The organism is Brenneria izbisi (genome assembly GCF_025840185.1).
GTDB classification, from domain to species: Bacteria; Pseudomonadota; Gammaproteobacteria; order Enterobacterales; family Enterobacteriaceae; genus Brenneria; species Brenneria izbisi.
Map to the genome: position 1 here is coordinate 83,165 of NZ_JAMPJU010000011.1, position 14,233 is coordinate 97,397.

At 50.2% G+C, this 14,233-nt stretch carries 11 protein-coding genes; 6 read left to right on the forward strand and 5 right to left on the reverse strand.

From position 1 onward, the window contains the following. Nucleotides 1-41: 41 nt before the first annotated feature. The gene (locus tag NC856_RS13930; RefSeq protein ID WP_264091024.1) at nt 42-887 is read right to left on the reverse strand and encodes a MetQ/NlpA family ABC transporter substrate-binding protein; all 846 of its coding nucleotides are present in this window, start codon (nt 885-887) and stop codon (nt 42-44) included. A 168-nt stretch (nt 888-1,055) separates the two neighbouring features. Between NC856_RS13930 and NC856_RS13935 the strand changes: the two genes are divergently transcribed. Then, nucleotides 1,056-1,673, forward strand: coding sequence for a glutathione S-transferase family protein (locus tag NC856_RS13935; RefSeq protein WP_264091025.1), 618 nt, complete (start codon nt 1,056-1,058; stop codon nt 1,671-1,673). Nucleotides 1,674-1,746: 73 nt separating this feature from the next. Here NC856_RS13935 and NC856_RS13940 read toward each other — a convergent pair whose 3' ends face one another. Then, nucleotides 1,747-2,832: a PQQ-dependent sugar dehydrogenase gene (locus tag NC856_RS13940; protein ID WP_264091083.1), complete on the reverse strand. Its 1,086-nt coding sequence runs from the start codon at nt 2,830-2,832 to the stop codon at nt 1,747-1,749. A 1,046-nt stretch (nt 2,833-3,878) separates the two neighbouring features. Here NC856_RS13940 and rimO point away from each other — a divergent pair. Together rimO and sanA are read left to right on the forward strand one after the other, a co-directional pair. After that, complete coding sequence (gene rimO / locus NC856_RS13950) at nt 3,879-5,186, forward strand: 30S ribosomal protein S12 methylthiotransferase RimO (protein ID WP_264091026.1); 1,308 nt, start codon at nt 3,879-3,881, stop codon at nt 5,184-5,186. Between the two features lie 189 nt (nt 5,187-5,375). Next, nucleotides 5,376-6,149 (forward strand): outer membrane permeability protein SanA, encoded by a 774-nt coding sequence (gene sanA / locus NC856_RS13955; RefSeq protein ID WP_264091027.1) that lies wholly within the window; start codon nt 5,376-5,378, stop codon nt 6,147-6,149. Nucleotides 6,150-6,174: 25 nt separating this feature from the next. Here the strand turns inward: sanA and yeiB are convergent, their stop codons facing one another. The 3 genes from yeiB to NC856_RS13970 all read right to left on the reverse strand — a co-directional run bounded on the left by yeiB (nt 6,175) and on the right by NC856_RS13970 (nt 10,118). Continuing rightward, nucleotides 6,175-7,335 (reverse strand): DUF418 domain-containing protein YeiB, encoded by a 1,161-nt coding sequence (yeiB, locus tag NC856_RS13960; protein WP_264091028.1) that lies wholly within the window; start codon nt 7,333-7,335, stop codon nt 6,175-6,177. 147 nt (nt 7,336-7,482) lie between these two features. Then, a complete protein-coding gene (gene folE, locus NC856_RS13965; RefSeq protein WP_264091029.1) occupies nt 7,483-8,145 on the reverse strand; it encodes a GTP cyclohydrolase I FolE in 663 nt (220 codons plus the stop codon). Nucleotides 8,146-8,432: 287 nt separating this feature from the next. Further along, nucleotides 8,433-10,118 carry a methyl-accepting chemotaxis protein gene (locus tag NC856_RS13970; protein ID WP_264091030.1) on the reverse strand — a complete coding sequence of 562 codons (1,686 nt, stop codon included), beginning with the start codon at nt 10,116-10,118 and terminating at the stop codon, nt 8,433-8,435. A 792-nt stretch (nt 10,119-10,910) separates the two neighbouring features. On the opposite strand from NC856_RS13970, the gene ptrR reads away from it, so the two are divergent. The 3 genes from ptrR to fghA all read left to right on the forward strand — a co-directional run bounded on the left by ptrR (nt 10,911) and on the right by fghA (nt 13,951). Then, nucleotides 10,911-11,777 (forward strand): putrescine utilization regulator PtrR, encoded by an 867-nt coding sequence (gene ptrR / locus NC856_RS13975; RefSeq protein WP_264091031.1) that lies wholly within the window; start codon nt 10,911-10,913, stop codon nt 11,775-11,777. A 76-nt stretch (nt 11,778-11,853) separates the two neighbouring features. Then, nucleotides 11,854-12,975 carry an S-(hydroxymethyl)glutathione dehydrogenase/class III alcohol dehydrogenase gene (locus NC856_RS13980; protein WP_264091032.1) on the forward strand — a complete coding sequence of 374 codons (1,122 nt, stop codon included), beginning with the start codon at nt 11,854-11,856 and terminating at the stop codon, nt 12,973-12,975. A 133-nt stretch (nt 12,976-13,108) separates the two neighbouring features. Next, nucleotides 13,109-13,951 (forward strand): S-formylglutathione hydrolase, encoded by an 843-nt coding sequence (gene fghA, locus NC856_RS13985; protein ID WP_264091033.1) that lies wholly within the window; start codon nt 13,109-13,111, stop codon nt 13,949-13,951. Nucleotides 13,952-14,233: the final 282 nt, after the last annotated feature.

The window sequence follows — 14,233 nt, forward strand, 5'->3', positions numbered from 1 at the left end:
TAGTTTTCATCATCAGCACATTGCCGTGATGTTTTACCCTATTACTTTGATGTTGATGCGGCCTGCGCCTTCATCCATTCCGGTTTCTGAAACTGACTGAACATTGAATCCGGCTGATTGATCACCGCGGCATACGCCGGCGATTCAACCACCGCTTTGGTGTCCTGCGCGAAAGGTTTATCCAGATCTTCGGTACGCACGGCGATCACATTTTTCAGATTTTCGTCCAATGATTCCAGCTTAATCGCGGAAGAGAGTTTCAATCCGGCGGCAAACGCAAAATTACCGTTAACCAGCGAGGCCGTCACGCTATCCAGCGTGCGCGGCAATTGCGCGGCTTCCAGTGGTTTGAATACCAGCCCACGCGGGTTTTCGACAATATCTTTTTCTGATGCTTTCGTCGCATCAATATCAGCCTTAATGGTAATCAACCCCAGCGACTGGAGAAAACGCAGGCCACGCGCCAGATTGGTGGCATCGTTGGACAAAGTGATGACGTCGCCTTTTTTCAACTCATCCAGTGATTTAATCTTATTGGAATACAAGCCCATACTGGCCGTCGGCACAACAATCAGACTGGAGATTTTCAGCCCTTTATCAGTTGCGAACTTCTCCATATACAGCGTATGCTGGAACAAGTTGGCGTCAATACTGCCGTTAGCCAACGCCAGGTTCGGTTGCACATAGTCGCTGAATTCGCGTACCACCACCTTGTAACCTTTCTTAGCCAGTTCCGGTTTAATCGCCTGATTGACCATATCGCCATAAGGCCCCGGCGCGACCCCAAAAACGATGGTTTTTGGATCGCTATTGGCTGATGCCAACTGCATCCCGGCCGCCATCAGCGCGATGCCCAAAGTCGCTCGAATTGCATATGTGAATTTCATTACGTCACGTTCCTGTCCAGATAAAGATAACTTGCATCATTATTAAGAATGACAAGTTAAATCATAAAGACTAAAAAGGCATATCATTATTTCGCATCCGCCAGCCACTTTTCGTCCGACAGGCACGGATCTGAATAGATTTTCTTCTCTCAGAGAATGAGGTTAGTCATGGTTACAATTTGGGGTCGTAAAAACTCGACCAATGTTAAAAAGGTTCTCTGGTGCGCGGCAGAATTGGCGTTGCCTTATCAGCATATTTTAGCGGGCGGCCAGTTTGGACGTAACCGCGATAACGACTATCTGGCAATGAACCCTAACGGCCTGATCCCCTGTCTACAGGATGGCGATCTGGTGTTGTGGGAATCCAATACCATCGTGCGCTATCTGGCGGCGCAATATGGACAGAATTCGCTGTATATCGCCGATGCAGGGGCAAGGGCAAGTGCGGAAAAATGGATGGACTGGGCCACGTCGTTGGCGATTTCATTCGGCCCGGTCTTTATCAATCTGGTGCGTACCGCGCCGGAAAACCGCGATAATACGCTGGTGGAGAAAAGTTATGCCGAGTGCGAACGTTTACTGGCGGTGGCGGATACGGCGCTGGCAACCCAGCCGTGGCTCTCCGGGGATAAGTTCGGTGTAGGCGATATCCCGCTGGGTTGCATCGCCTACGGCTGGTTTAATATGGATATCACGCGGCAACCGCATCCGAATCTGGAACGCTGGTATCAAGCGCTTACATGGCGTCCGGCCTATCAGCAGATGGTGATGATCGCGCTAACCTGAACCTGTTGCCGACAGGCATCCGCCAGGCGGGTGGCTGTCGCTGAACATTCCATTGGCGTGCTGAATACAGTGATTATTCCAGCCCCACTTTCAGCAACTTGCCGTTATCATGATCGGTCAGCAAATAGAGGTAGCCATCCGGCCCCACTCTGACTTCACGGATACGCTCGCCGCGCTCTTGTAATAACCGTTCTTCCGCCACCACCTTATCCCCTTCCAGCGTCAAACGAATCAGGTTCTTCTCCGCCAGTGCGCCAATAAACAACGCATTTTTCCACTGCGGGAAACGATCGCTGTTATAGAACGCCATTCCGCTGATACCCGGAGATTTTTCCCAGTAAAAATCAGGGTTTTCCATCCCTTCGACTTGCTCGCCTTTGGCTTCGGGAATTTTCAGCCCGGTATAATTAATGCCATGAGTCGCAACCGGCCAGCCATAGTTTTTACCGGCCTGAGGAATATTGATCTCATCTCCGCCTTTCGGACCGTGCTCATTTTCCCACAACACGCCAGTCCAGGGATTCAGCGCCATCCCTTGTGGATTCCGATGACCGAATGACCAGATCTCAGGGCGCGCATTCGGCGTATTAACAAAAGGGTTATCAGACGGAACCTGACCATCGGCGGTCAAACGCACGATTTTTCCCTGCAACTTATCCAGATCCTGGGCAGTGGGACGCTGGTTGTTTTCACCCAGCGCAATAAACAGATAGCCCTGCGGATCAAAGACCAGTTTGCCGCCGAAATGATTGCCGGTAGACAGTTTGGGTTCCTGGCGGAAGATGATCGTGAAATTCTCCAGCCGTCGATAATCCTCGGACAGACGACCATAGCCCACCGCCGTTCCCGCTTTCCCATCGCTGCCTTCTTCGGCAAAACTCAGATAAACACGTCGATTCTGTGCAAAGTCAGGAGAAAGCGCCACTTCCAGTAGTCCGCCCTGCGCATTGGCATACACCGCCGGCACACCGACGATAGGTTCGGAAAGCCCGCTTTCTACCTGCCAGCGACGCAGGTTGCCCGCACGCTCGGTAAGCAAGATCCCCTGATCGTCCGGCAGGAAAGTCAATGACCACGGATGATCGAGCTTATCCTGCAACTCCGTCACCTTAGGGGGGGCCGCCAGCAAATAGCCGGAGAACAACAGAGTAGCTCCCATCAGTAGCCAACGGCTCTGGCACAGCCAGGACAAAGGCGGAAAAATATTATGTCGCGTATTTTGCGGCGCCGCGTGATCAAGCATGATGTTGTCTCCATTCAACCGAATGTCCAGTAAATTTAGATGCTGGACAATTTTTGTGCAAAAAAAAGCGGTTTTACGTTTATGGATAGCAAGTCAGTAACCAGTCAGACTCCATCACCTGACCGATAGTGTCGTATCTTGCACAACACGGCATACTGCGCTGAATAGCAACACAATGGCAAAATAATTATTACGCTATTAATCTTTAATGTTTACTATTGCACATAAAAATATTCGTGATTTACTTCAATCTTATGATTGCGATTGCATGGTACAACTGGCTTATTGATAGATTTATATGATAAAAATACATATCATCGATCGATGATAACGATCGTTTTGTGGTAATGTATTTTATGCCAACACCGGGAAAAAAATAAAATCAACACACTAATTATTACGATAAAAATCATAACATTATTATAATAATGACCGTGCTAATCAATTTTACGACGACTACGCTGTTAACAAGATTTTAAACAGCGACGGCCGGTTCGTCGCCCGGCGCCGCTGGCCACACCGCAACAACCACACTAGAAATGTTCAGTAAATTTTATGCATAAGCGCTGGTATGTGGCAGACGCTTTCACACGTTTAATGCAGTGGATGATTTTAACAGAGTGGCAAACATTAATATTATCTGGTTAATTTCCATTTCTCTTTTTTGCAGATATTGATAACACCACTGAAAGAGTATTTTATGTGATAGTGAAAATAATAATATTCGTATTATCTGCTAAAGCTTCAGACGGATACTATGATAAATACAGGAAAGATATGCCCTACACGAATATCAGTTCATCAATTTCTCATTACGTATAACCCGGTGTTCCAACTTTATGGTGCTTCCATGTTATGTCTTTATATCTGGTCGAACATCCCTCCGATGTGTAGCTGTATAGTTTAGTCACAGGTATAATCCCCCACTATTTTTATCGTTAAAATTCTGGATTGTTCAAAAAATGCCAAAGATTGGATTTGTTTCCCTCGGTTGCCCGAAAAACCTGGTGGATTCCGAGAGGATCCTGACCGAATTGCGTACCGAAGGTTATCAGGTCGTTCCTCGTTACAATGACGCCGAACTAGTGATCGTCAATACGTGTGGTTTTATTGACAGTGCGGTGCAGGAATCACTGGAAGCCATTGGTGAAGCGTTGAATGAAAACGGCAAAGTGATTGTGACTGGCTGTCTGGGCGCCAAAGAAAATCAAATTCGTGAAGTACACCCGAAAGTGCTGGAGATTACCGGGCCTCACAGTTACGAACAGGTATTGTCGCACGTACATCAATATGTGCCGAAACCTGAACACAATCCGTTTACCAGCCTGATACCCGCTCAGGGCGTGAAGCTCACGCCACGTCATTATGCGTACCTGAAAATATCCGAAGGCTGCAACCATCGCTGTACGTTCTGTATCATTCCCTCAATGCGAGGCGACCTGGATAGCCGCCCGATCGGTTCCGTGCTGGATGAAGCAAAGCGTCTGGTCGAAGCCGGGGTGAAAGAACTGTTGGTTATTTCACAGGATACCTCCGCTTACGGCGCGGATGTGATGCAACGTACCGGTTTCTGGAACGGGCAACCGGTGAAAACCAGTATGGTGAGCCTGTGCGAGCAACTGGCGTCGTTAGGCGTGTGGGTGCGTTTACACTATGTTTATCCTTACCCGCATGTGGATGACGTCATTCCGCTGATGGCCGAAGGAAAAATTCTGCCGTATCTGGATATCCCGCTGCAACACGCCAGCCCGCGTATCCTGAAATTGATGAAACGTCCCGGCGCGGTTGAAAGAACGCTGGAGCGCATTAAACGCTGGCGGGAAATTTGCCCGGACCTGACGCTGCGTTCAACCTTCATCGTCGGTTTCCCCGGCGAAACGGATGAAGACTTCCAGATGCTGCTGGATTTCCTGAAAGAAGCCAAACTGGATCGCGTCGGTTGCTTCAAATACAGCCCGGTGGAAGGGGCGAGTGCCAATCAGTTGCCGGATCAGGTGCCTGAAGCCGTCAAAGAGGAACGTTATCATCGTTTTATGCAGTTGCAGCAAGCCATTTCCGCGCAACGTCTGCAAGACAAAATTGGACGCGAACTGCTGGTGCTGATCGACGACATTGATGAAGAAGGCGCGATCGGACGCAGTATGGCCGACGCCCCGGAAATCGATGGCGCGGTCTATCTGAATGGTGAAACCGGCGTGAAAGCGGGCGACATCGTGAAAGTCAAAATTGAACACGCCGACGAATATGATCTCTGGGGTAGCCGGATTTAACCCGCCGCTGCGTTATACACCGGTCGTTTGATGATGCAATCGACCGGCGTTTTCTCCCGCCATGTTCACATCATCGTTGAAAAATCCGTCAACAAACGTCACCGTCGCAGCCTGCGCCTTGCGTCCCCCTTACAGGTAAAGTAGCCTTGGCAACATGACTATCCCAATAGCCTTGCCTGAGGCATAAGCATGTGGAAACGCCTGATAATCGGCCTGTTACTCACCATTGGCGTGCTGATGCTATCTGCTGTTGCTCTCGATCGCTGGATCAGTTGGAAAACCGCACCTTTTATTTATGATGAACTACAAACGCTGCCGTCTAGACAAGTAGGCGTGGTATTGGGAACCGCCAAGTATTATCGCACCGGCGTCATCAACCAATATTATCTTTTCCGTATTCAGGGAGCATTGAATGCTTATAACAGCGGAAAAATCAGTTATCTGCTGCTGAGCGGCGATAATGCGTTGCAAAGTTACAACGAACCGATGACCATGCGCCGCGATTTAATCGCCGCCGGGGTTCCTCCTGCCGATATCGTGCTGGACTATGCCGGGTTCAGGACATTGGATTCCATCGTCAGAACGCGAAAAGTCTTCGACACCAATGATTTCACCATCATCACCCAGCGTTTCCACTGTGAGCGGGCATTGTTTATCGCGCAACATTTGGGGATTCAGGCACAGTGTTATGCCGTTCCTTCCCCCAAAAATATGATGACGGTGCGTCTGCGGGAATTTGGCGCCAGATTAGGCGCGCTGTTCGATCTGTATATTCTGAAACGGGAGCCGCGTTTCCTGGGGCCGCAGATCCCTATCCCGACAGAGTATAAAATCCCGGATAACACGCCTGACTACCCAGCCGTTCCGCCTGAACACGTGGTCAGTCAGACACTGTCGCCAGCCGAGGCCGATAAGGTGGCCGAACCGCCGCCGAAAATAGAGGAAACGGCCCCCTCCCCCTAACCGGCAGCCTATCCCGCCTTCTCTCTTATGCTGGCCGGGCAATGGCGGCAGTAAGCTGACGCCAGAGCCATTCGATCGGCCCTTGCCGAAAATAGCGTAGCCAATAGTGAGAGAAAATAAGGTTTACGGCCCAAATACACGGAACGATAGCCGCCAGTTGCAGCCGATCGAAAGACATAAAGAATCCCAGATGATTAAACAATGCGGTGCACAGTAAGGTTTGCAGTAAATAATTACTCAGCGCCATACGGCCAATATCACCGATCCAATAGGTGATACGCCACTGGCTGAGCGTCGGCCAAAAGCCATAGCACAACGCCAGATAACCCACCGCCTGTAATGGCGCGCTTAATTCACGCGGGATCTGCAACAGCAGGCCGCTCCAGCGATATTCCCACTGCACCAACCACTGCGCGGTCACGCCAATACTGTTAATCATCAGCGCCAGCGGGATTAACCATAAGGCCATTTTGCGGTAATGACCCGGACTGAATTCCCCTTTTAGCCAACCGCTGCGCATCAACCCGGCGCCCAGCAACATCGAGCCGGCCAGCAGCCAGCCGTATTGCACGCCTAACGACAAGAGGCTGTCCGTCAGTAAATCAACCCGGTGACGCCAGGCCAGCGGGCCGCCCGATGTTTGCCAGAATACCTCATTCGCGATATCAGTCGCGCTGGGCGACCAGAAACGTCCCGGTTGCAGGCTGAGTAATTGGCTGAGCACTAACAGGATACCGATGCCCGCCAGATACATGATAGCCCCGGTGCGGAGTAACGCGCGGCTGTCGTCGGCAAGGCGGATCATGCCGTAGCACACCAACCCCATCAGGCCGTAATCGAGCAAAATATCGCCATCCCAGAAGAAAATAGCGTGTCCCAGACCAATCAGCATCAGCCAGAAAAGCCGGGCATGCACCCAGCGTTTCCCGCGCGGCAATAACAACTGTAAACCGGCGCCAAACAGAATAGAGAACAAAGTCAGGAATTTTGCCTGCACCAGCAGATCCATCGCCGCCCATGTCCAGACATCGCTCAAAGATGGCGGCCCCTGATAGGCCGGATTCAGGTAAGCCGCTTTAGGCAAGCCGAATGCCGTGATGTTGAGTAACAGAATGCCGAGCACAGCGACACCTCTGGCGAAGTCCAACGTAGCGATGCGTGATGGCGGCATGGATTGAGAAGACATGGCACTCAGGTAATTTAATCATCGGAATCCCGATTGTATTAACAGAGCGCCAGAAATCATATGTATTTTCTGCCTGTTCAACCCCCAGAGGGAATTGACATGCAATATACGCCGGGCGCAGCCCGACGTATATGCGTAAAAGCGTGGTTAGTTAGTATGACGCACGGCGCGCAGGAACTCCTGACGCGTATTCTGGCTGGATTTGAACAATCCGCCCAGCGACGTGGTGGTGGTGGCGCTGGTCGCATCACGAATGCCACGGGCTTTGACGCAATAATGCACAGCATCAATTGAAACCGCCACATTGCTGGTGCCAAGCAACGTTTGCAGCGCGATCAGGATCTGCTGCGTCAGACGCTCTTGTACCTGGGGCCGTTGGGAGAAAAACTGTACGATGCGGTTAATCTTTGATAAACCAATCACCCCGTCTTTCGGAATGTAAGCGACGGTCGCTTTACCATCAATCATCACGAAATGGTGTTCACAGGTACTGGTCAAGGTAATGTCACGCACGGTGACCATCTCATCCACCTTCATTTTATTTTCAATGATGGTGATTTTCGGGAAATTGGCATAATCCAAACCGGAGAATATTTCATCGACATACATTTTCGCAATGCGATGCGGCGTCTCTGCCAGACTGTCATCGTCCAGATCCAGACTCAGTAGATTCATGATTTCCGTCATATGTTCGGTGATCCGCTGTTTACGCGTTTCCCGATCCAATAGCTGTCCACGCAGCGGCGTCTCAAGACCACGCGCCATCAGCGCCTCATGCACCATGACGGCCTCTTTACTTAATGATGACATTATTATTCTCCAGCAGGTGTGACTTATAATGACGTTGGCCGGGCCAAAACGCCGTCAACACTCTAGTTGAGAGAGAAACGATTATCCAGTGATTGTATGTATGAAGCGTAAAAAAATGGAAGTGGAATAATGCAGGCAGAAAGCGGATCAAACATACACTGGGAAACAGATATCCTGAGCTCGCGCCAGATTAAACGTGGTTAAGGCGCCGGATTAAATCGCCTTCCTAACGATAAAAGCCCCGGGCTGACGCCCAGGGCCTCTCTGTAGGCAACGCACTGGATGACTTAAAATGTTTCCCAGTTAGTATTGTCGCTACTCCCCTTCTTGCCGCCGCCAGCCGTCAGCAAAGCCGGTTGCGACGTTGGCGCAAGTTTACCCGACTTTGGTTTTTCAATCTGTTGCCGTTTTTCACCCACAGTAAGCTGGAAGACCGATACGGCTTCGGTCAATTGGCGAGCCTGATCTTCCAAAGAAGCGGCGGCGGCAGCGGACTCTTGAACCAGGGCGGCATTCTGCTGCGTCACCCCATCCATTTCCGTCACCGCCTGACCAATCTGGCTGATACCGCGACTCTGCTCATCCGATGCCGAAGCAATTTCACCCATGAGATCATTCACGCGCGTAATGGCCGCGATGATGGACTCCATTGCCGTGCCTGTTTGCGTGACCTGATGCGAGCCGATATTGACACGCTCCACCGACTCGGCAATCAACCCTTCGATCTCTTTGGCCGCTTGCGCGCTGCGTTGCGCCAGATTACGGACTTCTCCGGCGACGACCGCAAAACCTCGCCCTTGCTCACCCGCTCTTGCCGCTTCAACCGCCGCGTTCAGTGCCAGAATGTTGGTCTGGAAGGCGATCCCGTTAATAACGCTGGTAATATCTGCGATTTTCTTCGAACTGGTGGTGATGTTTGCCATGGTTTCCACCACCGAGGTGGTGACTTCGCCGCCTTTCTTCGCGGCGATCGATGCATCCTGCGCTAATTTACTTGCCTGATGCACGTTTTCCGCGTTCTGTTTCACCGTTGCGCCGAGTTCTTCCATACTGGCCGCCGTTTGTTCCAGCGCCGCCGCCTGTTGCTCAGTACGAGCGGAAAGATCGTTGTTGCCGCTTCTGATTTCCCCCGCGCCTTGATAAATGGAACCGGAGCTATCACGGATCGTCGTAACGGTATTGATCAGGCTGTTTTGCATCTCTTTCAAATAAGGAATCAGTTGACCTGCGCAGTTACGGCCAAACTCTTCCAGGTGATAGCCCAGTTGACCATCGGCCAGAACCCGGAAATGATTTTTGATCATGTCTAACGGTTTAACCAGATAATTAACCAGATAACGATCCGTCACGAACAGAATCAGTAGCCCAATGATTACCGCGATCAGCAGAATGCTTTTATTCCAACTGACTAATTTATACACCTGGGATAACGAATTGTCGGAAAAAGCGCCCGCGCTTGCCTGATATTTATCCCGGTTATTGCCGAACTCGATGCTCAGCGCCGGGTAAATCTCTCTGAACATGCGTTGATATTGCTCAGGACGATTATCGCGCACAGTGGCAAACAGCGGGTTCAAGCCGTCATCAATCAATTGTGACCAGGCTTTTACCATGTTTTCGGCGATGCTCTTGTCAACATTCGCGTGATCAGCCGCTTTGAATTCCGCCAGCTTATCGGCGGTGTTTTGTATCCCTTCCTGCGCAGAGCTAAGCCATTTTTCAGCCTCGGCAACGTCTCCAGCCTGACGATAATCCATCGCTCGTACTAAACGAGTGACAACCCGAAAATACTGATCATTACCATCGGCTATGGTATCAGCATTCTTTTTCTGCACCTCCCCGGATTCTAATAACGTCGTCATTTCACTGAGTGACGACGACATATAGAAGGATACTCCACCCCATAAAAGTAAGAATATTCCCAATATTGCTAAAAGCATTGCCCTGATGGTGATATTTCTTAAAAAGCTCACAGCAGACTCCTATAAATTATTTAGCGATTCCCGCCTGCACATTCCAAACAAAGGTGCACTTTTTTAATTGAAAACTGATTGAGATGACATAATTTCAAATGAGATATTAAACTTCCTTTACTTAATATCTCACCATTAAACAAATAAAATACATTCACGATACAATTTGTATACATTCTTGTTTTTCATCTATGTTATCGGCAAATCAGGGCAGGACTTTACCCATTTTGATCACTCAACACGATAAAAAGAGAGATAACAATAGCTGACGGCTATCACTTGAATACACCCATTCATGCGCGGCGTAACTCATTATTTTAATTATTTATTTTCAATCTTACGCATCAATATTATCATCCAACCATGCAATATGATTTTTTTGGGAAAATTCTTATTATTGAACAGTGTGGGGAAATTATCTCCGGGGAGGAGAGAAACAGGTTTTCTTCGGCTAGAAAATAACCTTTTTAATCGATAGCCTACTATTAATCATTAGGCCAGAATTATTAATTTACTGACGCGCAGTATCTTATCGCAATAAATTTTTCTTTATATTTACACAAGCATCGAATGCTCTTTAGTGTCAATAACCACACGTAACATCAATCACTAACTTTAATCTTGATGAAATACGATTCAAGGCAAAGCTAATCCCAAAGACCAGCGCCAGAAATCCGCTTAATACGCTACCGTTTCCTGGCCTGTTACATAAAAGTTGCGAACAGGATCGCTTACCGATATACTCACAAAAAATGAATAATCAAAAGCAAGTTAATTACAAAAAGAGAAAAAATGGATCTGACCCAGTTGCGTATGTTTTGCCTCGTTGCCGAAACTGGCTCGGTGGTTCGTGCCGCTGAACAGCTTCATCGCGTGCCTTCAAACCTGACGACGCGACTTCGACAGCTTGAACAGGAACTGGGGGCCGATCTTTTTATCCGCGAGAAGCAGCGCTTACGGTTGTCCCCTGTCGGACATAATTTTCTCTGTTACGCACAACGTATTCTGGCGCTCAGTGAAGAAGCCATCAGCATGACCCGCACCGGCGAACCGGCGGGTAACTTTGCGTTAGGCTCGATGGAAAGTACGGCGGCTACCCGATTGCCGGAATTGCTCGCAGCCTACCATCAGCGTTATCCCGGCGTATCGTTGTCACTGACCGCAGGAACATCGGGGGAGATTATCGATCGGGTTCGCGCCGGAACCCTGGCCGCTGCGTTTGTCGATGGTCCGGTTTCCTATGATGAACTGAACGGTTGCAAATCATTTCCAGAACATCTGGTGCTCATCTCGGAGACGCATCATGCGCCGATTCATCACGCGCTGGATGTCAGAGACGATACGTTTTTCGCCTTTCCGCCACGCTGCGCATACCGTTCCCGGCTGGAAAAATGGTTCCGGCAGGCGGGCATAACGCCCGGTAATATCACGGAAATCCAGTCATATCACACCATGCTGGCCTGTGTTTCCAGCGGCTCCGGTCTGGCGCTTATTCCCGCCTCCGTACTGGAGTTGTTGCCGGCGCATGAGCATGTGCAAGTACATGCCTTGCCCAGCGATATTGCCGAAACCGCCACCTGGTTGATCTGGCGACGCGATGCTTTCGGCCCCAATGTCGAAGCGCTCAAAAAGCTCATCATTGAACAATCTTCAACCTGACACCATGCTTATTAAGATCAAGTAATAACCACCCATAAAATTTGCGCAATCTGTTTGCCACTAGAGGAGTCTCACCATGCAAATGATCAAAACCCGCGCCGCTGTCGCCTGGGGACCTAACCAACCCTTATCGATTGAAGAAGTCGATTTGATGCCGCCGCAGAAAGGTGAAGTACTGGTGCGCATTGTCGCCACCGGCGTATGCCACACCGATGCTTATACCCTGTCAGGTAAAGATCCTGAGGGTGTGTTTCCGGTGATCCTCGGTCATGAAGGCGGCGGCATTGTAGAAGCGGTCGGCGAAGGCGTAACCAGCGTCGCCGTTGGCGATCACGTTATTCCGCTCTACACCCCGGAATGTGGCGAATGTAAATTCTGTCGTTCAGGAAAAACCAATCTGTGCCAGGCTATCCGCACCACGCAAGGTAAAGGTTTGATGCCGGACGGCACCACGCGTTTCTCTAAAAACGGCCAGCCGATCTTTCACTATATGGGTACCTCGACCTTCGCCGAGCACACCGTCGTACCCGAAATCTCGCTGGCTAAAATCAATAAAGAAGCGCCGCTGGAAGAAGTCTGTCTGCTGGGCTGCGGCGTAACAACGGGCATGGGCGCGGTAATCAATACCGCCAAAGTGAAAAAAGGGGACACGGTAGCGATTTTCGGACTCGGCGGTATCGGGCTGTCAGCCATTATCGGCGCACAAATGGCGGGAGCCGGTCGGATCATCGGGATTGATCTCAATACCAGTAAATTCGAACTGGCGCGCAAGCTGGGCGCTACCGATCTAATCAACCCGAAAGACTATGACAAGCCGATTCAGGATGTGATCGTCGAAATGACCGACGGGGGCGTTGATTTCTCATTTGAATGCATCGGTAACGTGAACGTCATGCGTTCCGCGCTGGAATGTTGTCACAAAGGTTGGGGCGAATCCGTCATTATCGGCGTTGCCGGCGCGGGCGAAGAAATTTCCACGCGTCCATTCCAACTGGTCACCGGTCGGGTATGGCGTGGTTCAGCGTTCGGCGGTGTTAAAGGCCGTAGTCAATTACCGGATTTGGTGCAACGCTATATGGACGGTGAATTCCAGTTGCATGACTTCATCACTCACACCATGAGTCTGGATGAAATCAATACCGCATTCGATTTAATGCATGAAGGTAAATCGATCCGTTCGGTTATCCATTACCAATAAAACCATATTGTCCCGGCCCTGCCGATTGCAAGGTTTCGCCCTTTGCTTTCCCGGTCACGCTCATCATGGTCACTGGGAAAGCGGCGACCGGCAGAGGCAGAGAATATCCCCAATAAAAGGAGGCAGCACAGCGATGATCCCGTCACTGGAACTTCTGGAAGAGCACCGAATGTTTGGCGGATGGCAACAGCGCTACCGTCATTTGTCTGAGACGCTGAACTGCAACATGACATTCAGCATCTACCTGCCGCCAACGCCGGATGATACTCCGCCGCCCGTGCTTTACTGGCTATCCGGTCTTACCTGCAACGACGAGAACTTCACCACCAAAGCCGGCGCTCAGCGCACCGCGGCAAAACTGGGGCTGGTACTTGTCATGCCGGACACCAGTCCGCGTGGCGAAGACGTCGCTAACGACGAAAGCTACGATCTTGGGCAAGGCGCGGGATTTTACGTCAACGCCACCCAGCAGCCCTGGGCCGCTCATTATCAGATGTATGATTATATCCGTCAGGAATTGCCCGCCATCATTAAGCAACACTTCAATGTGAATGCTCGTCAGTCAATCAGCGGACATTCCATGGGCGGACACGGCGCGCTGATGCTGGCCTTGCGCAACCCTGGCCAATATCTCTCCGTCTCCGCCTTTGCGCCGATCGTCAACCCCAGCGAGGTTCCCTGGGGACGCAAAGCGTTCGAAAACTATCTGGGTAAAGACGAAACACAGTGGCTGCAATACGATAGCTGTCACTTGCTGGCGAACAGCCAACACCGGTTGCCTATTTTGGTGGATCAAGGCGACTGTGACCAGTTTTTACCTGATCAGCTACAGCCGGCTAAACTGACTGAAACGGCGCGGCAACACGGCTGGCCGCTTACGTTACGCACGCAATCCGCTTACGACCATAGTTATTTCTTTATCGCCAGCTTTATTGAGGACCATCTGCGCTTTCACGCACAATATCTGTCCAAGTAATAATCTCACACATGCAGGAACCGGGATTAATCGGTTCCTGTCTCTTACCCTGCCGATTGACGCAATCCATTACGGCGACCAATGCCCATTTATCTGCGGCAAGAATTTAGTTACCGTTTAAAAAAACTGCCCCATTGCCGATATATAAATTGTTGGCAATGTGCTCATTCATCCCAATAACCAACGTACTTTTCCTGATGAACGAGTAACGTATGATAAAAGGGCCGAAGACAGTAACTTCATGTCGCAAGGGTATAATAAAAACGGACTATTTTACCGTCT